The organism is Halalkalicoccus paucihalophilus (assembly GCF_001593955.1).
Classification (GTDB): domain Archaea; phylum Halobacteriota; class Halobacteria; order Halobacteriales; family Halalkalicoccaceae; genus Halalkalicoccus; species Halalkalicoccus paucihalophilus.
The window spans coordinates 125,166-145,828 of record NZ_LTAZ01000004.1 but is presented as its reverse complement, the minus strand read 5'-3'; the positions used below and the strand labels follow the sequence as shown (position 1 = coordinate 145,828).

24 protein-coding genes and 1 tRNA gene are annotated in these 20,663 nt (G+C 65.8%); 9 read left to right on the top strand and 16 right to left on the bottom strand.

Annotated elements, in window-relative coordinates:
• Window positions 1-39: 39 nt before the first annotated feature.
• Both HAPAU_RS05835 and HAPAU_RS05830 read left to right on the top strand, forming a co-directional pair.
• On the top strand, window positions 40-684 hold the full coding sequence (locus HAPAU_RS05835) for a DUF7114 family protein (RefSeq protein WP_066380613.1): 645 nt from the start codon (window positions 40-42) through the stop codon (window positions 682-684).
• Window positions 685-745: 61 nt separating this feature from the next.
• Window positions 746-817 (top strand) — tRNA-Thr (locus HAPAU_RS05830).
• Between the two features lie 388 nt (window positions 818-1,205).
• Here the strand turns inward: HAPAU_RS05830 and HAPAU_RS05825 are convergent.
• Genes HAPAU_RS05825 through mbhE form a run of 8 tightly spaced genes read right to left on the bottom strand, consistent with a single transcriptional unit; the run spans window position 1,206 to window position 7,540 of the window.
• Complete coding sequence (locus tag HAPAU_RS05825) at window positions 1,206-1,559, bottom strand: 4a-hydroxytetrahydrobiopterin dehydratase (protein ID WP_066380611.1); 354 nt, start codon at window positions 1,557-1,559, stop codon at window positions 1,206-1,208.
• Window positions 1,560-1,601: 42 nt separating this feature from the next.
• On the bottom strand, window positions 1,602-1,946 hold the full coding sequence (gene mnhG, locus HAPAU_RS05820) for a monovalent cation/H(+) antiporter subunit G (protein WP_066380605.1): 345 nt from the start codon (window positions 1,944-1,946) through the stop codon (window positions 1,602-1,604).
• Window positions 1,946-2,242 carry a monovalent cation/H+ antiporter complex subunit F gene (locus tag HAPAU_RS05815; RefSeq protein WP_066380603.1) on the bottom strand — a complete coding sequence of 99 codons (297 nt, stop codon included), beginning with the start codon at window positions 2,240-2,242 and terminating at the stop codon, window positions 1,946-1,948. The genes mnhG and HAPAU_RS05815 overlap by 1 nt, the downstream gene beginning before the upstream one ends.
• Window positions 2,232-2,804: a Na+/H+ antiporter subunit E gene (locus tag HAPAU_RS05810; protein ID WP_066380598.1), complete on the bottom strand. Its 573-nt coding sequence runs from the start codon at window positions 2,802-2,804 to the stop codon at window positions 2,232-2,234. The genes HAPAU_RS05815 and HAPAU_RS05810 overlap by 11 nt, the downstream gene beginning before the upstream one ends.
• Entirely contained in the window at window positions 2,801-4,357 is a 1,557-nt protein-coding gene (locus HAPAU_RS05805) for a complex I subunit 5 family protein (protein ID WP_368085880.1), read from the bottom strand. The genes HAPAU_RS05810 and HAPAU_RS05805 overlap by 4 nt, the downstream gene beginning before the upstream one ends.
• Before the next feature lie 23 nt (window positions 4,358-4,380).
• The gene (locus HAPAU_RS05800) at window positions 4,381-4,734 is read right to left on the bottom strand and encodes a sodium:proton antiporter (RefSeq protein WP_066380594.1); all 354 of its coding nucleotides are present in this window, start codon (window positions 4,732-4,734) and stop codon (window positions 4,381-4,383) included.
• The gene (locus HAPAU_RS05795) at window positions 4,731-5,189 is read right to left on the bottom strand and encodes an MnhB domain-containing protein (protein ID WP_066380592.1); all 459 of its coding nucleotides are present in this window, start codon (window positions 5,187-5,189) and stop codon (window positions 4,731-4,733) included. Before HAPAU_RS05795 ends, HAPAU_RS05800 begins: the two co-directional genes overlap by 4 nt.
• Window positions 5,186-7,540: a hydrogen gas-evolving membrane-bound hydrogenase subunit E gene (gene mbhE / locus HAPAU_RS05790; protein WP_066380590.1), complete on the bottom strand. Its 2,355-nt coding sequence runs from the start codon at window positions 7,538-7,540 to the stop codon at window positions 5,186-5,188. The genes HAPAU_RS05795 and mbhE overlap by 4 nt, the downstream gene beginning before the upstream one ends.
• Before the next feature lie 182 nt (window positions 7,541-7,722).
• Between mbhE and HAPAU_RS05785 the strand changes: the two genes are divergently transcribed.
• The 4 genes from HAPAU_RS05785 to HAPAU_RS20850 all read left to right on the top strand — a co-directional run bounded on the left by HAPAU_RS05785 (window position 7,723) and on the right by HAPAU_RS20850 (window position 10,407).
• On the top strand, window positions 7,723-8,763 hold the full coding sequence (locus HAPAU_RS05785; protein WP_066380588.1) for a DNA-methyltransferase: 1,041 nt from the start codon (window positions 7,723-7,725) through the stop codon (window positions 8,761-8,763).
• Window positions 8,764-8,839: 76 nt separating this feature from the next.
• Entirely contained in the window at window positions 8,840-9,514 is a 675-nt protein-coding gene (locus HAPAU_RS05780) for a potassium channel family protein (protein ID WP_066380587.1), read from the top strand.
• Between the two features lie 172 nt (window positions 9,515-9,686).
• Complete coding sequence (locus HAPAU_RS05775; protein WP_066380585.1) at window positions 9,687-10,157, top strand: DUF7384 family protein; 471 nt, start codon at window positions 9,687-9,689, stop codon at window positions 10,155-10,157.
• Window positions 10,158-10,197: 40 nt separating this feature from the next.
• A complete protein-coding gene (locus HAPAU_RS20850; protein WP_157078423.1) occupies window positions 10,198-10,407 on the top strand; it encodes a hypothetical protein in 210 nt (69 codons plus the stop codon).
• Here HAPAU_RS20850 and HAPAU_RS05770 read toward each other — a convergent pair whose 3' ends face one another.
• The 6 genes from HAPAU_RS05770 to radB form a co-directional block, all read right to left on the bottom strand.
• Window positions 10,408-10,938 (bottom strand): XTP/dITP diphosphatase, encoded by a 531-nt coding sequence (locus HAPAU_RS05770; protein ID WP_066380583.1) that lies wholly within the window; start codon window positions 10,936-10,938, stop codon window positions 10,408-10,410.
• Window positions 10,939-10,975: 37 nt separating this feature from the next.
• Complete coding sequence (locus HAPAU_RS05765) at window positions 10,976-11,251, bottom strand: DUF5808 domain-containing protein (protein ID WP_066380581.1); 276 nt, start codon at window positions 11,249-11,251, stop codon at window positions 10,976-10,978.
• A gap of 40 nt (window positions 11,252-11,291) precedes the next feature.
• Window positions 11,292-12,857 (bottom strand): bifunctional N(6)-L-threonylcarbamoyladenine synthase/serine/threonine protein kinase, encoded by a 1,566-nt coding sequence (locus tag HAPAU_RS05760; protein WP_066380578.1) that lies wholly within the window; start codon window positions 12,855-12,857, stop codon window positions 11,292-11,294.
• 23 nt (window positions 12,858-12,880) lie between these two features.
• Window positions 12,881-13,015, bottom strand: a complete 135-nt coding sequence (locus tag HAPAU_RS05755; RefSeq protein WP_066380576.1) for a 30S ribosomal protein S27ae — start codon at window positions 13,013-13,015, stop codon at window positions 12,881-12,883.
• Window positions 13,016-13,333: a 30S ribosomal protein S24e gene (locus tag HAPAU_RS05750; RefSeq protein WP_066380574.1), complete on the bottom strand. Its 318-nt coding sequence runs from the start codon at window positions 13,331-13,333 to the stop codon at window positions 13,016-13,018. It abuts the gene before it with no gap.
• 161 nt (window positions 13,334-13,494) lie between these two features.
• Window positions 13,495-14,250 carry a DNA repair and recombination protein RadB gene (gene radB, locus HAPAU_RS05745; protein WP_066380572.1) on the bottom strand — a complete coding sequence of 252 codons (756 nt, stop codon included), beginning with the start codon at window positions 14,248-14,250 and terminating at the stop codon, window positions 13,495-13,497.
• A 77-nt stretch (window positions 14,251-14,327) separates the two neighbouring features.
• On the opposite strand from radB, the gene HAPAU_RS05740 reads away from it, so the two are divergent.
• The gene (locus HAPAU_RS05740; RefSeq protein ID WP_066380570.1) at window positions 14,328-15,053 is read left to right on the top strand and encodes a hypothetical protein; all 726 of its coding nucleotides are present in this window, start codon (window positions 14,328-14,330) and stop codon (window positions 15,051-15,053) included.
• A gap of 8 nt (window positions 15,054-15,061) precedes the next feature.
• Here the strand turns inward: HAPAU_RS05740 and HAPAU_RS21575 are convergent, their stop codons facing one another.
• Entirely contained in the window at window positions 15,062-15,202 is a 141-nt protein-coding gene (locus HAPAU_RS21575) for a hypothetical protein (RefSeq protein WP_169802625.1), read from the bottom strand.
• An 83-nt stretch (window positions 15,203-15,285) separates the two neighbouring features.
• Window positions 15,286-16,566: a nickel pincer cofactor biosynthesis protein LarC gene (gene larC / locus HAPAU_RS05735; RefSeq protein ID WP_066380568.1), complete on the bottom strand. Its 1,281-nt coding sequence runs from the start codon at window positions 16,564-16,566 to the stop codon at window positions 15,286-15,288.
• A gap of 214 nt (window positions 16,567-16,780) precedes the next feature.
• On the opposite strand from larC, the gene HAPAU_RS05730 reads away from it, so the two are divergent.
• Window positions 16,781-19,006: a CDC48 family AAA ATPase gene (locus tag HAPAU_RS05730; RefSeq protein ID WP_066380566.1), complete on the top strand. Its 2,226-nt coding sequence runs from the start codon at window positions 16,781-16,783 to the stop codon at window positions 19,004-19,006.
• Window positions 19,007-19,123: 117 nt separating this feature from the next.
• Window positions 19,124-20,623 (top strand): ATPase domain-containing protein, encoded by a 1,500-nt coding sequence (locus HAPAU_RS05725; protein WP_066380564.1) that lies wholly within the window; start codon window positions 19,124-19,126, stop codon window positions 20,621-20,623.
• Window positions 20,624-20,663 lie beyond the last annotated feature (40 nt).

The window sequence follows — 20,663 nt, the reverse complement described above, 5'->3', positions numbered from 1 at the left end:
TCCAAAGGTCTTTGCCCCTTCCATCCCTACCGCAGTCAAATGGAACAGGCCGAGTTGGCACGCCGGGGCGCACGCGAGGCCCTCGCCGACATCGACCCACCGCGGCTGGCCGACCGGATCGACTCGGTCCTCGCGGCGGCCTCGATGGCCCCCGGCGCACTCGTCCTGTTGATCGCCCAGCGGGCCGACCCAACGGTCGATCCCGAGGCGCTCGCCGAACGCGCCGCTGGCGTCCAGCTCATCTACGAGGGACTCCGGCTTACCCGCACGCTCGCCCACGAGGAACCGTGGGCCGACACCGATGAGCAGACCGCAGCGAACCTCGACGTGCTGGCCGCCGACATCCTCGTCTCCCGTGGCTTCTATCTGCTGGCGATGACCGACGCAGCCGACCGGGCCGTCGAGACCATCCGGGCGTTCGGCCAGGACCAGACCCACCGCCGGGAACCCGACGCGGATCGGGCGGCGCTCGACGCGAATCTGGAGAGGGGCGTCCTCGAACTCGCGGGCGTCGCCGGCACGAGCGCGGTCGACCCGCCCGTCCCGACCCCCGTGCAGGGCGCGCTGGATCGGCTGGTACGCGAGGCCGAAGCCCCGCTGCCCGATGCGGCGGCGCTGTTTCGCGGGACGGCGCTGCTTCCGAGCGCAGATGGGCACGCCCCGCCGTCGGCGACCGACCCCTAACCGTGCGAGGGAACGCGGATGGAAACCCTTAAACACGCTCCACGGGAAGGAAGCGATGCGCGCCTGGGTAGCTTAGCGGTAAAGCGCGTCCTTGGTAAGGACGAGAGCCCGGGTTCAAATCCCGGCCTAGGCTCTATATGACAGAGCCCAAAACCGCCCGGCATCTGTCTCGTCGCTGTATCTTCTAGTCGATTTTTGGATGGACGATGTTATTCCCGGCCGTAGTGAACCGATACTGGCTCGCGTCGGATACGATCACCAGAACTGTCCGCCCGACAGCTCGGTTCACAGCGGCCCGCATTAGAGACCCACAATCACTAGATCATTATTACGATAATCATTACCCAGATAATGATCCTCTACGGCAGATAAGATGAGCTCGCGGTCCTCGAAACCACGTTTGACTTTCAGTAACTACTACTGATCCTCCCCGTCCTGATGCTCCTCCAACCCATGCGCCACCAGTGCGTCGCGCTTCTCGAAGCGCTCACCACACAACTCACAGACGAACTGCCGTTCCATCACTCCGGTGCGTAGTCGTCGTGGATGCGGTCCATCCGCGCGGCCATCACGAAGTCGCTCTTGTGCAGGCCGTCGATCTTGTGGGTCCACATCTCGACTCGTACCTCCCCCCACTGGAGATGCAGGTCCGGGTGGTGCCACTCCTCCTCGGCGAGTTCGCCGACCTCGTAGGTGAACTCAAGCGCATCTCGGAAGTCCTCGAACGCGTAGGTTCCCTCCAAATGGTGCTCCTCCACTACCTCCCAGACCTCGTCGTCGAGTTCCGTCAGATACTCCGCGTACCCCTCCTCGGAAAGCGGTTCGTCCTCGGAGGTACATGCCTCACAGGCCTGATCCGCGAGTCGCTGTGCCATACTCGATGGTAGACCGCCCCGGTGTTTGTAGCTTCGCCCCGGTCAGCTCTCGCGGTCCTCGTCGGCCTCGCCGGGCCAAGTCACGCCCTCCATGAACGGCACGCCCATGCGCTGGGCGGCGCGGGCGATCATGTGCGCGCCGGTCGGCACCGTCAGGAAGAGGAAGAAGACGCCGATCAGCGAGGCGAGGCCGTTCCCGCCGGGGCCGAAGTGGACGAACCCCGCGAAGAAGATCGCGGCGGTGCCAAGCGTCGTTGGCTTGCTGGTTGCGTGCATCCGGTTGTAGACGTTCGGAAACCGGAGCAGGCCGATGGTCCCCACCGTCAGGAAGAAACACCCGACGGCGATCAGTACGGTGATCAGAACCGATTGGAGCGTGCTGAGCATTATTCGATGATGTCCCCCTCGGTGACGAACTTCGCGACGCTGACGGTGGTAATGAAGCCGATTATCGCGAGCACGAGCGCGCCCGTGATGAAGAGGCTACGCCCGGTCAACAGCGCGAACAGCACTGCGATGGCGACGACGTTGGTGACGATGGTGTCGATGGCGACCACGCGGTCGGGGACCGTCGGTCCGGCGATCGCGCGATAGGCACACAGGACACAGAGCGCGCTGACGACCACCAGTCCGGCCCGAATCGCGAACACGACGAAGTCGGGATCGGTCCCCTCAACGACCATCGTTCTCACCCCCGTCGATGACGATCTCCGGGGCGGGCGACCCGGGGTCGAGTTCCTCCTCGAAGATCAACAGCGCGTAGTCCTCCCAGCGCCGGATGGGTTCGACCACGGCCTCGGGGTCTCGCCCGTCGATTACGTGGACGTATAGCGCGTTCGCCTCCGCGTCGTAGTCCTGGGTGATCGTCCCCGGCGTGATGGTGATGCTGTTTGCGATGGTCGTCACGCCGAAATCGCCCTGGACGCGAAGGGGGATCAGGATGACTTCGGGATCGATGGTCGATCCCGGCGCGAGCACGCGGTAGGCGACGTCGAGGTTGGCGACGACCACCTCCCGCGAGAAGGTCAGGACGTACAACAGGACGTACGGGATCGCCCGGATGATCTGGCCGAGATCGATTCGCTCGTCGTAGAACCGTCGGAAGAGGAAGGCGATCGGGAGTCCGACCGCGAGCCCCATGAGGAACTGTCCGAGGAACGCATCAAGGGTCGGCCCGACGTCCCGGACGAACAACCACAGCACGCCGAGACCGACGCCGACGACGGGCCACGTTCGCACCCTCATGCGCCCGCACCCCCAGTCAGGCCGACGGCGTCGATGTACGCGCCCCGATCGGTCGCCGCGGTCGCGGCGGCGTCGGCGAAGCGATAGACCGGATCGAAACCGACCCCGACCGCGACGATACAGGCCGCGAGCGCGACGACGACCACCAGTTGGACGCGAGCGGGACTCGACGCCGCGACCGCCGGCGACGCCTCGCCCCAGAACGCACGGTTCCACACCCGCGTCGTGTAGGCGATGGTCAGGCCCGTCCCGCCGAGCAACAACGCCAGTCCGAACGCCGACTCCGCGCGCAGCGCGACGTCGAACACGAGCAGCTTTCCGAAGAAGCCCGTCAGCGGCGGGATCCCGACGAGCGAGAGCGCCGCGACGAAAAAGACCCCCGCGAGGGCGGGCGAGTGCGAGGCGATGCCGCCGAGGTTGCGAAGCCGACTCGTTCCGATGGCGCTCCTGACCGTCCCGGCGGCCATGAACAGCGTGCTCTTGGCCAGCGCGTGGTTGAGCGCATACACGAGCGCCGCGAGGATCGCGAGATGCTGGATCGCCGGCCTCGCGGAGGCGGCCCCGATCGCAAGCGGGACGACGATGAACCCGATCTGACTGATCGAAGAGTAGGCGAACACGCCCTCGAGTTCGTCCGCAGCGAGCGCGCCCAGTCCCCCGACGAGGACGCTCGCCGTCGCCAGACAGAACAACACGACCCCGTAGAACGCGAGCAGCGAGTCGCCGCCCACGCCGGGGATCGACACCGAGAGTCGGGTCGCCCCGAAGACGGTGAAGTAGAGCCGAACGATGGCGTAGAGGCCGACCTTCTTCGTGACGCCCGCCAGCAGCGCCGTCACCGGGAGCGGGGCGGCGCGGTAGGCGGCAGGCACCCAGAACTGGAACGGGACGAGCCCCGCCTTGAGCGCGAACACCGCGAACAACAGCGCCGAGAGCCCCACGACGGCCTCGACCCTGATGCCGAAGGCCGCGGGGTCGGCGAGCCGGCGGGCCATGTCGGCCATGTTGAGCGTACCGGTGATCGAGTAGAGCCCGCCGATGGCGACCAGCATGACGACGCTGCCGACCAGGTTGAGCACGACGTACCAGAGCGCGGCGCGGGTGTGCTTTTTCCGGCCGTAGAAGGCGACGAAGACGTAGCTCGACAGCAACATCACCTCGAACCAGACGAAGAGGTTGAACAGGTCGCCCGTGAGGAAGGCTCCGCTGACACCGAGCAACAGGCAGTGAAACAGCGGGTGATAGAACACGCGCTGTTCGTCGGGCGTCATGTAGCTCACCGAGAAGACGAGTGCCGCCAGCCCGACGACCGCGACCATGCTCAGCATGAACGCCGAGAGCGCGTCGGCGACGAGCGTGATCCCGAAGGGGGCGGGCCAGCCCCCGAGTTGGTAGGTCACGGGACTTGCGCCCGGCGAGAAGACGACCCGCCAGACGATAGCGAGGACCGTCCCCGCGTACGCGAGCGCGCCAGCGACGCTTAGGGCGATCTGCGTACCGAGACGCCGACGGGTCCCAAGGGTGAGCACGATCGAGACGAGCGCCACGAGCATCGGCGCGACGACGAATTGGTCGGTCACGGCTCCCCCTCGAGGGTCGTGGTGTCGAGCGTGCTGTGCTCCTGATAGACGCGGTAGGTCAATACGAGTGCGAAGGCGGTCATGGCGAAACTGATGACGATGGCGGTCAGGACGAGCGCCTGAACGAGCGGGTCGGTCGTCTGGGGGACGTGTTCGCCGTGACCCGCGAGAACGGGGACGCCGTCGGCCGAAGGCTCGACGATGCCGCCCATGGTCATGAGATAGACGTTCGCGGCCTGACTGAGGACCGTTACGCCCCAGACGATCCGAAGGACGTCACGGCGGAGCAACAGGAAGGTCCCGGCGGCAAAGAGGATCCCGAGAACGGTCGCGAGGACGAACGCGGTCATTCGGCTCCCACCACCGACAACACGGTGAGAAGGCCCCCGACGACCACGAGGAACACGCCCAGATCGAACACGAGCGCGCTCGCGAGTTCGATCTCGTGGTAGATGGGGATATCGTGGAGGATCACGTAGGTCTGGGAGAGGAAGGGCAGATCGAACAGCAGGGGGACGAGCCCGCCGCCGACCGCGATGGCCAGTCCCGACAGGAACGTCCGGCGATAGGCGACGACGACGGGGTCCTCGAAGACGCTTTCTGCGGGTTCCATCTCGTGGCCGAGCACCCGTGGGAAATCGAGGCCGTAGGCGATGTAGACGAGCGCGAACGCCGTCGTGGTGAGCACGCCGCCGATGAACCCGCCGCCGGGCAGGTTGTGACCCTGGAGGAACAACGAGATCGAGACGATCAGGATGATCGGAACGACGACTCGCGCGGTCGTTCGCATGATGACCGTCGTCACGTGGCGTCACCTCCGTCGCGCACGGTCATAAGCACGAGCACGGCGACCGCGGCGATCGCGATCACCGTGATCTCCCCGAGCGTGTCGAAGCCGCGGAAGTCGACGAGGATCACGTTGACGACGTTGGTGCCGCCCCCACCGGGGACCGCCTGCTCGGTGAAGTACCGGGCGATCGACTCGCCCCCACCCGGCGGCGTGCGCGTCGTCAACAGGACCGTGAGAAAGACCGTCGCGCCGACGACGACCGAGAGGCCCACGTCCCGAAACGCGACCCGGCGGTCGATATTGCCGTAGAACTCGGGGACCTCCTCGAGGACGAGCAAAAAGACCAGCAGTGCGAGCGTCTCGACGACGAGCTGTGTCAACGCGAGATCCGGTGCACTGGCCAGGACGTAGAAGACCGCGATCATGACCCCGAGGATCGAGACCGTGAGCACGCCCGCGATGTGCGAGGGTGCGACCGCGACCGCGATAGTCACGGCGACTGCGACGACCAGCACCAGGACGATCGGGAGCGAGACGCCGACCCCGTCGTAGGCCGGTATCGAGACGCCCGCTACGGCGTAGCCCGCGAGCGCGAGCGCGCTGGTCGCAGCGAGCATCCACGTCACGGAGGTGCGCAACAGCCCGTTCTGGATCGTCGGGATCAGCCGCGCGCTCCCCGAATCGAGGCCGGCCAGCGCGGCGTCGTACCACCAGTTCGGGCGCAGTACCCGGACCGAGGCGAGCGTCCGGACGGCGTCCCGAACGCCGGCGTAAAACGGGTAGGCGACCGCCCCGAGGCCGATCGCCGCGACGGACATCGCCACCGGCGGGGAGAGCGACGTGGGCAGGCCGGCGTGCATCTCGTGGGCCTCCAGCGCGGTCGGTTCGACGGCCCACCCGACGAAGCTATCGACGGCGAACTGGGGGTCAATCCCGACGAGGGCCGCGACGGCCGCGAGGACGGCCGGCGGGACCAACAGGGTCAGCGGCGGTCGATGGACGGTACCCAGCCCGTCGGGACGTGCCCCGAAAAAGAGCGCGAGGAATCGCAGCGAGTACAACACGGTAAAGACGCTCGCGAACACCGCGACGACGGGATAGAGCCACGCCAACCCGCCCGCGGCGTGGGCGACCTCGTAGGCCGCCTCGAACAGCAGTTCCTTCGAGTAAAACCCGTTAAAGGGCGGGAAGCCGGCCATGCCGAGGGCCGCGACGGCGGTAATGAGCGCAGTCACGGGAAGGTCGTGGCGGAGCCCGCCCAATTCGTCGATCCGGCGGGTGCCGACCTCGTGGGAGACGATCCCGGCGACGAGGAACAGCGGGGCCTTGAACAGGGCGTGGTTCAGCAGGTGAAAGACGCCCGCTTCCGCACCGTAGGGCACTGTGAAACCGAAACCCGCGATCATCAGCCCGAGGTGGCTCGCCGTCGAGTAGGCGAGCAGTTCCTTGATGTCCGTGGCGGCGACCGCCAGCATGGCGGTGATCGTCATCGTCGCCAGTCCGAGGGTCGCGAACAACAGCATCCACTCGGAACTCTCCAAAAGCGGTCTGAGCCGCCCGACGAGGTAGACGCCGACCTTCACCATCGTCGCCGAGTGGAGAAAGGCCGAGACGGGCGTGGGCGCCTCCATCGCGTTGGGGAGCCAGAAATGAAGCGGGACCTGTGCGGATTTCGAGGCCGCCCCGACCGCGACCAGAAACAGCGCGGGGACGAACAGGCCCGCCTCGCGGAGCGCTGCCCGCATCGCTTCGGGCTCTTCGAGCATCGCCACGAGCGAGAACGTCTCGGTTCCAAGCGCGCTACCGGAGACGACGAACAGGGCGAGAAATCCCACGAGGACGAACAGCCCGCCTCCGACCGTGACGACCATCGCCATCCGGGCGGCGTACCGCGAGGAGGCCTCCTCGGTGTGGTGGCCGATCAACAGGAACGAACAGACGCTCGTGAGCTCCCAGAACAGGAAGAGCGCGATCAGGTCCGCCGACAGCGCCACCCCGAGGATCGATCCCATGAAGGCGAGCAACGCGCCGTAGTACCCCACCAGCCCGCTCTCGCCGTGCATGTATCCCACGGAGTAGGTGAAGACGAGCGCGCCGATCCCGCTCGCGAGCAGGGCAAACAACAGCGCCCAGCCGTCGACGTACAACCGCAGCGAGACGTCGAGTGCGGGGATCCACGGGATCGAGACGGCCGCCTCGGTCCCGAGTTGGGTAAGAAGCAACCCGAAACAGACGAGCGCAACGGCCGCCCCGGCGTAGCCGGTTCGCTCGCCGAGCACCCCGTAGACGGGTCGAACGAGCGCCGCAGCGAGAAAGGGCAGGCAGACGACGAGAAACACGACCTCCGTCCCTAGGGAGAAAACCATACACCTACTCTGGCTACGGAGGCTCCTTAGCTATTGTCCATTCGTGCGAAACCCGCCTCGAAACGACCCGCGGATCGAGGGGACGCTCGTCGCCCACGGAGCGACGGGGCCACCGGTCGTTCCGGCGTTGAATCCTCGCCTCGATAGGAGCATATAACCCACTGGCGGGCACATCGGGCGGTATGCGGACCGAACACGCCCTCCACGCCGGTGACGCACGCGACCTCGCGCTCCCGGCTGACGCGGTCGATCTCGTCGTCACCTCGCCGCCGTACCCGATGATCGAGATGTGGGACGAGGCGTTCGCGGGCCTCGATCCCGCGGTCGGCGACGCGCTCGAAGCGGGCGATGGCGACCGCGCGTTCGAGGCGATGCACAGAGTGCTGGACTCGGTCTGGGACGAACTCGACCGGGTCCTCCGGGAGGGGGGAATCGCCTGCATCAACGTCGGGGATGCCACCCGGACGGTCGAGGACACCTTCCAGACCTACCCGAACCACGTTCGGGTCACCGAGGCGTTCCGCGAGCGGGGGTTCGTCTCGTTGCCCGGGATCCTCTGGCGCAAACCCACCAACAGCGCCGCGAAGTTCATGGGCTCGGGGATGGTCCCGACGAACGCGTATCCGACCCTCGAACACGAACACGTGCTGGTCTTTCGCAAGGGCGGCCCCCGCCGGTTCGAGCCCCGCTCGGAGGCGCGCTACGAGAGCGCGTACTTCTGGGAGGAGCGAAACCGCTGGTTTTCGGACCTCTGGAGCGATATTCGAGGAACCGACCAGCGCCTCGACGGCGAGGCCCGCGAGCGCTCGGGGGCCTTCCCGTTCGAACTCCCCTACCGGCTGATCAACATGTTCTCTATCTACGGCGATACGGTCTGTGACCCGTTCTGGGGGACCGGGACGACGACGCTCGCGGCGATGGTCGCTGGGCGCGAGTCGGTTGGCTACGAACTTGATCCCGACCTGATCGAGGCGTTCGACGAGCGACTCACAGGGCTCCCGTCGTTCTCCCAGGAGGTGATCGAAAAGCGCCTCGCGGCCCACGAGGCGTTCGTCGAGCGGGTCGGACCGGGGGAACTGGGCTACGACGCCGTCCACTACGGGTTCCCGGTCCGGACGAAACAGGAGCGAAACGTCCGGTTTTACGCCGTCGAGCGGGTCGAAGAGGCTACTCGGGGTTACGAGGTGGTCCACCACCCCATCGAGTGCGAAACGGACGGGTGAGGACTGTCGGCGTTCGGGGAGGGTTCGGTCGAAGTCGGGGGCTAACGTTTTTCTAGCGGGTCGTCATAGAAGGGCCATGAAGTTCGTTATCGTCGGGTACGGACGCGTCGGGATGCGCACGGCACGGATCCTCGACGAGGAGGGTCACGAGGTCTCGATCGTCGACAACGACCACGACAAAGTGGAGCGCGCCCGGAAGTCGGGGTTCGACGTCGTCGAGGGCGACGGCGGGAACGAGGGCATCCTCGAAGAGGCCGGTGTCGAGGGTGCCGACGCGCTGGCGGGGCTGACCGGCGACCTCAACACCAACTTCGCGGCGTGTATGGTCGGCAAACACTTCGGCTGCCGGACGGTCATGCGGATCGATCACGACTACCGCGAGGAGATCTATCATAAGTACGCCGACGACGTTGACGAGATCGTCTACCCCGAACGGCTGGGTGCGGCGGGGGCGAAGACCGCCCTCCTCGGGGGCGATTTCAACCTCGTCGCAGATCTCACGGAGAAACTACAGCTCATCACCGTCACCGTTCCCGACGGCTCGCCGGCGATCGGAAAGCGCGTCAGCGAGATCGACCTCCCGGAAGGGGCCCGCATCTATGCACACGGGACGAACCACGAGGCGATGACGATCCCGCTCCCGCGAACGACGATCGACGAGGGTGACCGCGTCGCCGTCATCGCCGAACAGGAGAGCGTCGAAGGGGTCAGAGCGGCGCTCCTCGGAACCGAGGAGCCGGTGGGCGCGTGACGTGTGGGTGATGTGGGGAGTGATCCCGCGCCCTGTCTCCGGGTGGATCCATTCGGGCTTAAAAGTATGTCAGACGATCGCATGACACGTATCAGCTGGCGGGAACTCTTCGAACGGGCCGGTCCACCGGTCGAACGCGGAGCAATCCGGCGGCGACTCGAGCACCTCCGTGATGAACGAGCCTGACCCCTCCCGTGTGGTCGCCGACGCGGACGTCCTCGTCGCGGACCTCCTCGGGGACGAGACCGCACGCGAGGCCCTGGACGTCGTCCGGAGCCACTCGTGGCTCACGCTCGTCGTCACCGAACGGCTACTCGACGACGCCGAGGCGATCATCGCCGACCTGCGCGGGGAGGATCTCGCGCTCGCCTGGCGGGTGAACGTCGAGGGACTCGCACGGATCGTCGAGCAGTCGACCGGCGACCATCCCGCGCTCGCGGCGGCCTACCACGGCGACGCCGCCCAGATCCTCTCGTTCGACGAGGACCTCCAGAGCGCTCACACGGGAGCGACGCTCAAACCCCGCCTCTCGACGAGCATTCGCTCTCCCGACGCCTTCCTGACGGTCTTCGACCCCGAACGGCTCTACACGGTCGTAGTGGGCGGGGAGTACCCTGGCCCGGACCGGGACCCGTCCGGGTAGCACAATGATTATAGTCCAGTACTATAATATATTATTTTATATGGGAACTAAATCCGTACCAAACACGGGACGGCTCCCGATCCTCGGCGGTATGACGGCGGGTGGCCTGTTGGTCGTCCTCATCGCGGTCGGTCTGGCCGGGTTCGTCGGACCGGCCGCCGGAATCGAAACGACGGTCTCTCACGCCGGGCCACCCATCGCTGCGGTCGGCGTCCTGATCTCGACGGTCGCGATCCATCGATTCGGGTGATCAGCGCTCGGCCAGCCAGTCGCCGAACGCCGCGAGCGCCCGCCCCCGGTGGGAGACGGCGTTTTTCTCCTCTATTGCCATCTCCGCGAACGTCGTTCCGCGGTGTTCGAAAACGGGATCGTAGCCGAAGCCCCCGTCGCCGCGCGGCGCGACGATCCGGCCCCGTACGACTCCCTCAAACGTCTCGACACCCTCGCCGTCGGCGTAGGCGACGATCGTCCGAAAGCGTGCCCGGTCGGTCGACTCGCGCTCGGTGAGTTGTTGGACGCGCTCGATCCCGAGTTTCTCCTCGACGTACGAGGAGTACGGTCCCGGAAAGCCGTCGAAGGCGTCGATAAAGAGCCCCGAATCGTCGACGAAGACGGGCTCGCCGATCTCCCGGTAGGCGTCGCGTGCGCCCGCGGCGGCGATCGCTTCCAAGCTATCGGACTGGATCTCGGGGTAGTCGTAATCGACCCGTTCGACCTCTTCGGGGAGGTACTCGCGGGCTTCGCGGGCTTTGCCGGCGTTACTCGTGACGAATCGGAGCACACCGGAAGCTTCGGGCGCAGCGAAAAAGCGGCGTCGATCAGTCGTCGACGACGACTTCGACGGGTTCCTCCTCGTCGGCCTCTTCGGGCTCGGCCGAGGCGCTTCGCTCGTTGTAGAGCAGGCCCGCGGCCACGAGGAGGACGACCCACGAGCGCCAGCTCGCGAGGTTCAGCGTGTAGCCGACGCCGAACGGTTTCTCGACGAGCATTCCCTTGCCCGGCTGCCAGTACGCCGACAGCAGTCGGCCGACGCTCGGTCGCTCGAAGTTGTACGGCAGTCCGAACAGCGTCCCCGAATCTGGTTTCTCAGCCATACCCCGACCAACGTTCGCCCGCATTATAAAGCCTCAGGGACTACCGATAGCGCCCCCGGCCCTCGATCGCTCTGAGCTGGTCGATCACGGCACGGTCGCCGACCTCGCAATAGCCCGCCTCGAACGCCCCCACACAGGCCTCGAAATCGGCGGCCGTGCCCGCGAGCGAGCGCTCGAAGACGTGGAGGTCCATCGCGTAGTCCTCGATCTCGTCGGTGTGATAGCCCAACCCGAAGTCGATGCAGTAGAGCCGTCGGTCCGAGACCCTCGCGTTTCTGGGTGTCGGGTCGCCGTGGACGACCCCCGCGTCGTGGAGCGTCGCCAGATGACGCCCCAGTTCGCGGACGCGTTCGGGCGTGAGGTCGGCGCTCAGATCGGCCTCGCCAACGTGCTCGAAGACGAGCGTTCCCTCCCGGAGGTCGATGTCCCGAATCGCGGGCGTCGGAACACCAGCGCGCCGTGCGAGGCTCGTCAGTCGGGCTTCGCTCGCGGTGCGCTCGCGTCGAAGCCGGGCATCGAGGGCCGGATGGCGGTAGGTCTTCGGGCGGCGGCGCTTCCGTACGTCCTCGTCGAGTTCTACGACCGCTTCCGCGCCGATCACCTCGTGTTCTTCGTTCATCGGTCGCGAGACGGACTCCGCGCCGCGCCACGTCACGTCGACCTGATCGGGACGGAAGTTCGAATCGACTCTCGACTCGTCGATCTCGAGGATGTCGCCCGCGTCGGCCATCGTCGCACCCAACACCGCGATCATTCCCGCGTTGTCCCGGAGGAATCGGGGTTCGGGGGCGTAAAACGACGCGCCGCGAGCCTCACACATCTCCGCGAGCATCTCTCTGAGTCGAGCGTTCTGTCCGACCCCACCCCCCAAAACGAGTTCGTCGCTTCCGGTGAGCGAGAGGGCGCGTTCGCTGACCTCGGCGAGCATCGCGAAGACGGTCTCCTGCAGTGAGAAACAGACGTCCTCGATGCGCTCGCTGGAATCGACGGCGTCCTTCGCCGCGCTCATGATCCCCGAAAACGAGAAGTCCATCCCCTTGACGACGTACGGCAGGTCGATATACTCGCCTCCTCTCGCTCTCTCCTCGATCTTCGGCCCGCCCGGATGGCTCCACTCGAGGTGGCGCGCGAACTTATCGAGTGCGTTCCCGACCCCGGTGTCCATCGTCTCGCCGAGCACCTGATACCGGCCGTTGTGATAGCCCAGCACGTGGGCGTTCGCGCCGCTCGCGTTGAGACAGACCGGATTGGAGAAACCAGAGCGGTGCCGGCCGATCTCGAGGTGAGCGACCATGTGATTGGCGCCCACCAGCGGCACGTCGAGGGATTGGGCGAGCGCGCGGGCAGCACTGGCGACGATTCGCAGACAGGGACCCAGCCCCGGGCCCCGTGAGAACGCGACCGCGTCTACGCTGTCGGCTTCCGAGAGCGCCCGCTCGATCACCGTTGGGAGCGCCCCGGCCATGTGTTCTGCGGCCTCACGCGGGTGAATGCCGCCGCTTTCGGGCTGGTAGGGATCCGAGTCGATGAAGACGTCACCGGTCTCCGTATCGAAGTAGGCGGCGCTCGCGGCCCACGCCGTCCCCTCAATCCCGAGAACGCGCATCTATCACTGACTCCGCAACGCCACTACTGCCACTCGGTGTAGCTACAGCGCCCGCAGTGCATTCGGTCGCCGTGGTCCGCGAGATACGCGTCGCCACACCGGGGACACTGCTCGCGCTCTACCGAACCGTCCTCCTCGTAGAGGTCGTAGCGGGCCATCTACGCCTCCTCCCCCTCGTCGGCGGTGTCGCCCTCGCCGGCGCTGATCTTGTTGCGTTCGAGCATGTGCTCTTGCTCGACGTCGCGCGCGAAGTCGGGGCTCTCGTAGACCTTCGCGTATCCGACGGTCGTGCGCATCCCGAACTTGGTGTTCATCTCGCGGATAACGACCTCTTCGGCGTCCTTGTTGAGCTTCGCCGCGAGGCTGTCCCTCACCGACAGGCGCTCGGGCGTGGCCTCCTCGTGGGTGATCTCGAAGGTGACGTCCGTACGGTGCAACATCGGGTTTTCCTCCTCGGAAACGATTGAGATGTCCATGATACTCAGTTGCCTGTACTTCTCCCTGAAGCGGGTAAAAGGATTTCGGGACGCACTTTTTTCTGCGTCGGGTTTCCTCACGCTAGCGCGCTGCGGGAACCGCTCCTCGAAAAACCTGCACTAAAAAGCCGAGCGCGCTCTGCGCGCTCGGCCAGCACAGCCTACGCCCCGGTCAATTCGTCGACGTCCGCTAACCCCGTGTCGGTGATCCGGAACTGGGCCGACTCGCCGGCGGGCTTCGCCCGGTGTTTCTCCAGCGTTGCCCGGCGCTTTCCCCCGCGGAATCGATCGATTCTGAGCACTGTACCGGTCCAGTGTTCGAGCGTGTTCCCCCCCAGCGCGCGAACCATATCCGAGTCGGGATCCGAGAACACTTGATTGGTGATGAGTACGGCGAGATCGTGTTTTCGCGCGAGCGCGAGCAGGTGAGTTACCTGACGGGCGACGGATCGAAGCGCGTCGCCCTCGCGCTCGTCCTCGGTGCGCTGCAGTCGGTAGAAGCCGGTCGCACTGTCCAGCACGATCAGCGACACCTCTTCTGCGAGGTCCTCGACGTCCCGGACGGCCTCCTCTTGCTCCTCGAACGTATGGGCCTCGCTGATGACGATTCGGGAGGACAGCGTCTTGATGTCGTCAGAAATCACAGATTTCTGACTTCTAACCGGATCGTTTTGCAATCCGGTGTTGTCGTCGCTTCGGGCACGGAGCAAGTCCTCGAATCGGTCGGGCGAGAGCCCCTCGGTGTCGATGTAGGCGACCCGTTCGCCGGCCGCGGCGCACGCGACGGCGGCACACAGCGCGAGGTTCGTCTTGCCGGCGGCGGGCGGGCCGTAGACCTGCGTGACGGTCCCGCGCTCGACGCCGCCGCCGAGCAGGTCGTCGATCGGGGGACACCCGACTGGAATGGCGTCGTTCACGCCGGAAATCGGGCCGACGGGGGCAAAAACGCCCCGGTCCGCGAAAACGTTTAGCGAGCCGACGGCGAACCCCGAGCGTGATCGTCGTCGCAACCGAGGACTTCGAGGTGTATCACGGCGTCGTAGGCGAACTCCGCGAGCGCGGGGTCGCGTTCACGACGATCGAACCCGGCGACGAACTCCCCGAGCGCACCCGGGTCCTGATCGGCGGACCCGACGACGAACCCCCCGACGGCGTCGAGTCGATCCGGGCCGACCCCGACAACCCCCGCGAAGCGGTCGAGGCGGCCCTCTCGGCGCTCAGAACGGGCGACGGCCGGACGATCATCGGCGTCGATCCCGGGGATCGACCGGGGATCGCGGTCCTCTCGGGGGAGACGGTCGTCGCGGCCTTTCAGGTGCCGCTCGCCGACGCTGCGGAACTCGTCATCGAGGAGGTTCGAGGGGGCCTCGACCCGCTCGTGCGGATCGGGGATGGGGCGCGCCTTCAGGGCGCGACGATCGTCAACGCCCTCGACGGCGTCCGAGTGGAACTCGTCGACGAGACCGGGACGACCCCCTCGCTGGGAACCGGTGCCCGCGGGATGGGTGACGTGCTCGCGGCGGTCAACATCGCCCGGATGGAGGGCGAGGCCATCGAGCACCGCGAGATCGAGCCGACCGAGGGCGAACTCACCGTGATCAAACGCCGTTCCCGGGAGCGCTCGCCGGAGAACCGCGAGATCGACGAGGCGCTGGCCAGACGGGTCGCCCACGGCGAACTCACCGTCGAGGAGGCCTTGGAGAAACACCGCGAGGAGTAAGTGGACGCTCAGAACCCACACTCGGGGCAGTCGAGCAGTCCTTGGACGTTGATCGCGGTCGCGCCACAGTAAGGGCAGGTACCGCGTTCGCTCGGGTCGTTCGTGGTCGCCGTCGGTTCCTCCGGCCGCGAGACGAGTTCCGGGGTCATCGGTAACCACTCGACCCGCCTCGGACATAATCCTAGTCCTGATAATGATATGATAATACTATGTGTTTATTTCAGTACTAGGTTCACGTGAGGTCGTGCCATGCCACCTCCGCGCGGGTCAGGACCTCGCGGATCGGTAGTCCGGTCTCGCGAGCGACGGCCGCCGCGTCGTCGTACTCGGCGCTTGTGTCGTAGACCTCGCCCGACTCGTCGCTCGCGATTTTTACGTCGATCCCGTACGTTTCGCCACCGATGTCGAGCGAAACGGTCTCGATCTCGCGGCTTGCGACCCAGCGGTGGATACCGGGAGTCGAGCGCACCCCCAGCGTTCCGGTCTCCTCGGCGAGACGGCACGCGACGCGTTCGGCGTCCGGGGGCCGGCAGATCACCTTCACGAGGTGACCGGGCCGGGACTTCTTCATCGTAGCCGGGAGGATCGAAACGTCGCGCGCGCCCGCCTCCACGAGGGTGTCCTGAAGCCCGCCTAGCACCTCGGGCGAGACGTCGTCGACGTTGGTCTCTAGCACCGTGATCTCCTCGCGGGCGAGGTCCCCCTTCTCGCCGACGATCGCCCGCAGGACGTTGGGGTGGTCCTCTATATCCCGGTCGCCCGCGCCGTAGCCCGAGCGCTCGACACGGAGATCGGGCAACGTCTCGCATCCTTCGGCGACGTGCGCGAGGATCGCCGCGCCCGTCGGGGTCAGGAGTTCGGCCTCGACCGGGCCGCCCCGGACCGACCAGTCGGCCCGTGCTGCGATCTCGACGACCGCCGGCCCGGGAACGGGGTAGGTCCCGTGGCTCATCTCCACCGTCCCCCCGCCCGACGAGAGCGGCGTCGTCACCACCCGATCGGGAGAGAGGTCGGCAAGGAGGAGGACGGCACCGACCACGTCCGCGATGGCGTCGTCGGCACCGACTTCGTGGAAGTGTATCGAGTCGAGGTCCTCGCCGTGGACAGTGGCTTCGGCCTCCCCGAGGAGCTCGAAGACCGCGAGCGCGTCCTCCTCGACGTCGGGATCGAGGTCCATCGACTCAACGAGTCGGCAGACCTCCCGATACGAGCGGTGTGGTCCCGCCCCCTCGGCGTGAGCGTGATCGTGTTCGGTGTGATTCCCGTGATCGTGACCGTGCGATCCGTGATCCGCGTCGTGATCGTGGTTTCCATGGTCGTGTCCGCCCGCCAGCGTCACGTTCACGCTCGTCGCGCTGATGCCGTTTTTCACCACGTCTTGGACCTCGTAGCGCACGTCGAGGGCCCCCTCGATCGGGGCGAGCGCCCCGGGATCCCCACCGGCGGCCAGGAGCGCCCCCAGAATCATGTCGCCGCTCGCACCGGTCCGTCCGTCGAACGCAAGCGTTCTCATACCCTAGCCCTCGTGGTCGCGGACAAAAAGCGTCCGATCGGGGTGGCGATTCGTCACGAACGGACCCCGTGAAAGCCTCATCCAAGCAGTAGGGTTTTGTACCCGCTCGTGCGTAGAGTATCGTGCGAAGGAGTAACACAGCCGCCGGTAGCGCACGCAACACAAGACCTATCGGCCCCGGAAACCGACAAACACCCATCCCCGCAGCCCCATCATGAACGAAGTACAACTCGAGGTGGCGAAAGCCTACCCGAACGACTCCGGGAGAGGCATCGCCCGCCTCGACCCGGACACGTTGTTGCACCTGAAGCTGAGTCCCGGAGACATCATCGAGATCGAAGGCGGCGACACCACCGCCGCGAAGGTCTGGCGCGCCGACCGCCAGGACTGGAACACTGATACTGTGCGTATCGACGGCTTCACCCGCCAGAACGCCGACGTCGGCATTGGCGAGCGCGTCACCATCAGGAAGGCCGACGCGACGAAGGCCGAGAAACTGGTGCTCGCGCCCCCGGAAGAGGCGTCGGTCCAGTTCGGCTCGGACGCCGCCGGCATGGTCAAACGCCAGATCCTCAAACGTCCGGTCGTCGAGCGTGACATCGTCCCCGTCATGTCCTCGACGAACCACCCCTTCATGCGCTCGCCCGGTCAGGCGATCCCCCTCATCGCCGTCGAAACCGACCCCGAAGGCGTCTGTCTCATCACCGAGGACACCGACGTCGAGCTGCGAGAAGAGCCCATCTCGGGCTTCGAGAAGGCCGGTTCGGGCATCACCTACGAGGACATCGGCGGCCTCCAGAACGAGATCCAGCGCGTGCGCGAGATGGTCGAACTGCCGATGAAACACCCCCAGATCTTCAAGAAGCTGGGGATCGAGCCGCCCCAAGGGGTCCTCCTCCACGGCCCGCCCGGGACGGGGAAGACGCTGCTCGCGAAGGCGGTCGCAAACGAGACCAGCGCGAGCTTCTTCTCTATTGCGGGACCGGAGATCATCTCGAAGTACTACGGCGAATCGGAACAGCAACTGCGGGAGATCTTCGAGGACGCGAGTGAGGAGGCCCCGTCGATCATCTTCATCGACGAACTCGACTCGATCGCGCCAAAGCGCGAGGACGTCACCGGCGAGGTCGAACGACGGGTCGTCGCCCAGCTTCTGACGATGATGGACGGCCTCGAAAGTAGGGGACAGGTCATCGTCATCGCCGCGACCAACCGGGTCGACAGCGTCGATCCCGCCCTTCGTCGGCCGGGGCGCTTCGACCGGGAGATCTCGATCGACGTGCCCGACGAAACCGGGCGCGAAGAGATCCTCCAGATCCACACCAGAGGAATGCCCCTCTCGGACGACGTGAGCCTCTCGGAACTCGCCGACGACACCCACGGGTTCGTCGGCGCGGACATCGAGAGCCTCACGAAGGAGGCCGCGATGCGCGCCCTGCGGCGGTATCTCCCGCAGATCAACCTCGACGAGGAGGAAGTGCCCCCCGAACTGATCGACCGGATGATCGTCAAGCGTGGGGACTTCCGCGGGGCGCTCGGCGAGGTCGAGCCGAGCGCCATGCGCGAGGTGCTCGTCGAGCTGCCGAAGATGTCCTGGGACGACGTCGGCGGCCTCGAGGACGCCATCGGCGACGTCAAAGAGAGCGTCGAGTGGCCCCTGACCAATCCCGAGCGCTTCACCCGGTTGGGGATCGACCCGCCCGCGGGCGTTCTGCTCTACGGTCCACCGGGCACCGGCAAGACGCTGATGGCGAAAGCTGTCGCCAACGAGACCAACGCCAATTTCATCTCGATCCGCGGACCTCAACTGCTCAGCAAGTGGGTCGGCGAATCCGAGAAGGCGATCCGTCAGACCTTCCGGAAGGCCCGGCAAGTGAGCCCCACGGTGATCTTCTTCGACGAACTCGACAGCCTCGCGCCCGCACGGGGCCAGGACGTCGGCTCGAACGTCTCCGAGCGGGTTGTCAACCAACTCCTCACGGAACTCGACGGGCTCGAGGAGATGGAGAACGTGATGGTGATCGCCGCGACTAACAGACCGGACATGATCGACCCCGCGCTGATTCGCTCGGGGCGGTTCGACCGGCTCGTCATGGTCGGCCAGCCCGGCGAGGAGGGTCGCGAGGAGATCCTCGAGATCCACACGCAGGACATCCCGCTTGCGGCCGACGTCAGCCTGCGCGAACTCGCGGAGATCACCGACGGGTTCGTCGGCAGCGATCTGGCGAGCATCGCCCGCGAGGCCGCGATGACGGCGCTTCGCGAGGACAGCGACGCGGAGGTCGTCGAGATGCGCCACTTCAGGGGGGCGATGGAGTCGGTCCGGCCGACGATCACCGACGACATCCTCGAGTACTACGAACAGATCAAAGACGACTTCGCGGGCGGCACCGCCGAACCCGGTCGGAACAGGCAGGGTAGCCGGATCGGGTTCCAGTAGCCCCCGCCGTTCGGCCCGTCGAACCGTCCTTCCGTACACCTGTTTGGACTAGCTATCCGACTGTCTATCTACTGAGATTTATAATAAATTATATTGCTTCGTAGGAAATAAAATAGTATGCAGACGCAGGAGTCGGTCGGCGAGCGGGTGTCGACGGGTATCGAGGGTGTCGATTCGATCCTTCATGGCGGATTCCTCCCCGAACGAACCTACATGGTCCGGGGCGATCCGGGGACCGGAAAGAGCCTGTTGGGGCTTCATTTCCTCCTCCGGGGGACCGAACGCGACGAGGAGGTCCTCTACATTAACCTGGAGGAATCGGAGGAGAACATCCGCCAGAACGCCGTCTCCTTCGGGTTCGACATCGAGGGGATAGAATTTCTGGATCTGAGCCCGGATTCGGAGTTCTTCTCGAAGGACCTCTCCTATGACATATTCAGTCCCGATGAGGTCGAACAGGAGTCGCTGACCGCCGAGATCGCAGACCGGGTCGAGACGCTCACCCCGGATCGGGTGTTCGTCGACCCGCTGACCCAGCTTCGCTATCTCGCACCCGACGACTACCAGTTCCGAAAGCAGGTGCTCTCGTTCATGCAGTTCCTCCACGGCGAGGGCGCGACGGTGCTGTTTACCTCACAGGACACGACGCCCCAGCCCGACGACGACCTCCAGTTCATGAGCGACGGAACGATCACGCTCACACGCGACGCGCGCGAGCGACTCCTCGAAGTGACCAAGTTACGCGGCTCGGACTTCGAGGACGGGCGTCACTCGTTTCGAATCCGAGAGGGAAGAATGTGCGTCTTTCCCGACCTCATCCCGCGCCAGCACGGTCGGGAGTTCGCCGACGAGACCATCCCCTCGGGGGTGCCCGAACTCGATCAGTTGCTGTATGGCGGTCTCGAACGGGGTACGGCGACGATCATCACCGGGCCGACGGGCGTCGGCAAGACCACCACCGGGATCCAGTTCATGAAGGAGGCCGCTGGTCGGGGCGAGCGTTCGGTGGTCTATACGTTCGAGGAGGGAAGGGAGACGCTGATCCACCGGTGTGAGTCGATCAACATGCCCGTCGGAGAGATGCTCGAGAAGGGGACGCTGCGGATCGAGGAGATCGAGCCGCTCGAACTCTCGGCCGACGAGTTCGCCTACCGCGTGCGTCAGGAGGTCGAAGAGGAGGGCACGGAGATCGTGATGCTCGACGGGATCGTGGGCTATCGCCTCTCGGTGTACGGAAACCACGACGACCTGACGCGCGAGATCCACAAGATCGGCAAGTACATGAAGAACATGGGCGCGACCCTCCTCCTGATCAACGAGACCAACTCCATTGCCGGCAACTTCGAGGTGACCGACGAAGGCGTGAGCTACCTCGCGGATAACATCCTCTTCTTGCGCCACTTGGAGATCGGCGGCGAGATGCGAAAGGCGATCGGTGTCCTGAAAAAGCGAACGAGCGACTTCGAGCGCACGGTTCGAGAGTTCAAACTCGACGAGTACGGCATCCGCATCGGCGAGCCGATGACGGATCTCCGAGGGATCTTGAACGGTACGCCCGAGTGGATCGACGGCCCGAACGAACTGATACGCGACGGCGGTCCGGAGGACGAGCGGTGAGCGCCCCTCACGCGCTCGGTCGCCGAGGGCACCGGACCGA

Excerpts from the sequence above, each read along its gene's own strand:
- HAPAU_RS05725 (WP_066380564.1), top strand. The coding sequence starts at position 19,124 with ATGCAGACGCAGGAGTCGGTCGGCGAGCGGGTGTCGACGGGTATCGAG.
- mnhG (WP_066380605.1), bottom strand. The coding sequence starts at position 1,946 with ATGCTCAGCACGCTCCAATCGGTTCTGATCACCGTACTGATCGCCGTC.
- HAPAU_RS05800 (WP_066380594.1), bottom strand. The coding sequence starts at position 4,734 with ATGACCGCGTTCGTCCTCGCGACCGTTCTCGGGATCCTCTTTGCCGCC.
- HAPAU_RS05775 (WP_066380585.1), top strand. The coding sequence starts at position 9,687 with ATGAACGAGCCTGACCCCTCCCGTGTGGTCGCCGACGCGGACGTCCTC.
- HAPAU_RS05780 (WP_066380587.1), top strand. The coding sequence starts at position 8,840 with ATGAAGTTCGTTATCGTCGGGTACGGACGCGTCGGGATGCGCACGGCA.
- larC (WP_066380568.1), bottom strand. The coding sequence starts at position 16,566 with ATGAGAACGCTTGCGTTCGACGGACGGACCGGTGCGAGCGGCGACATG.
- HAPAU_RS20850 (WP_157078423.1), top strand. The coding sequence starts at position 10,198 with ATGGGAACTAAATCCGTACCAAACACGGGACGGCTCCCGATCCTCGGC.
- HAPAU_RS05805 (WP_368085880.1), bottom strand. The coding sequence starts at position 4,357 with ATGCTCGTGGCGCTCGTCTCGATCGTGCTCACCCTTGGGACCCGTCGG.
- HAPAU_RS05810 (WP_066380598.1), bottom strand. The coding sequence starts at position 2,804 with ATGAGGGTGCGAACGTGGCCCGTCGTCGGCGTCGGTCTCGGCGTGCTG.
- HAPAU_RS05730 (WP_066380566.1), top strand. The coding sequence starts at position 16,781 with ATGAACGAAGTACAACTCGAGGTGGCGAAAGCCTACCCGAACGACTCC.
- HAPAU_RS05750 (WP_066380574.1), bottom strand. The coding sequence starts at position 13,333 with ATGGACATCTCAATCGTTTCCGAGGAGGAAAACCCGATGTTGCACCGT.
- HAPAU_RS05765 (WP_066380581.1), bottom strand. The coding sequence starts at position 11,251 with ATGGCTGAGAAACCAGATTCGGGGACGCTGTTCGGACTGCCGTACAAC.
- HAPAU_RS21575 (WP_169802625.1), bottom strand. The coding sequence starts at position 15,202 with ATGACCCCGGAACTCGTCTCGCGGCCGGAGGAACCGACGGCGACCACG.
- HAPAU_RS05815 (WP_066380603.1), bottom strand. The coding sequence starts at position 2,242 with ATGGTCGTTGAGGGGACCGATCCCGACTTCGTCGTGTTCGCGATTCGG.
- HAPAU_RS05835 (WP_066380613.1), top strand. The coding sequence starts at position 40 with ATGGAACAGGCCGAGTTGGCACGCCGGGGCGCACGCGAGGCCCTCGCC.
- HAPAU_RS05825 (WP_066380611.1), bottom strand. The coding sequence starts at position 1,559 with ATGGCACAGCGACTCGCGGATCAGGCCTGTGAGGCATGTACCTCCGAG.
- HAPAU_RS05760 (WP_066380578.1), bottom strand. The coding sequence starts at position 12,857 with ATGCGCGTTCTCGGGATTGAGGGGACGGCGTGGGCCGCGAGCGCCGCC.
- HAPAU_RS05785 (WP_066380588.1), top strand. The coding sequence starts at position 7,723 with ATGCGGACCGAACACGCCCTCCACGCCGGTGACGCACGCGACCTCGCG.
- mbhE (WP_066380590.1), bottom strand. The coding sequence starts at position 7,540 with ATGGTTTTCTCCCTAGGGACGGAGGTCGTGTTTCTCGTCGTCTGCCTG.
- HAPAU_RS05755 (WP_066380576.1), bottom strand. The coding sequence starts at position 13,015 with ATGGCCCGCTACGACCTCTACGAGGAGGACGGTTCGGTAGAGCGCGAG.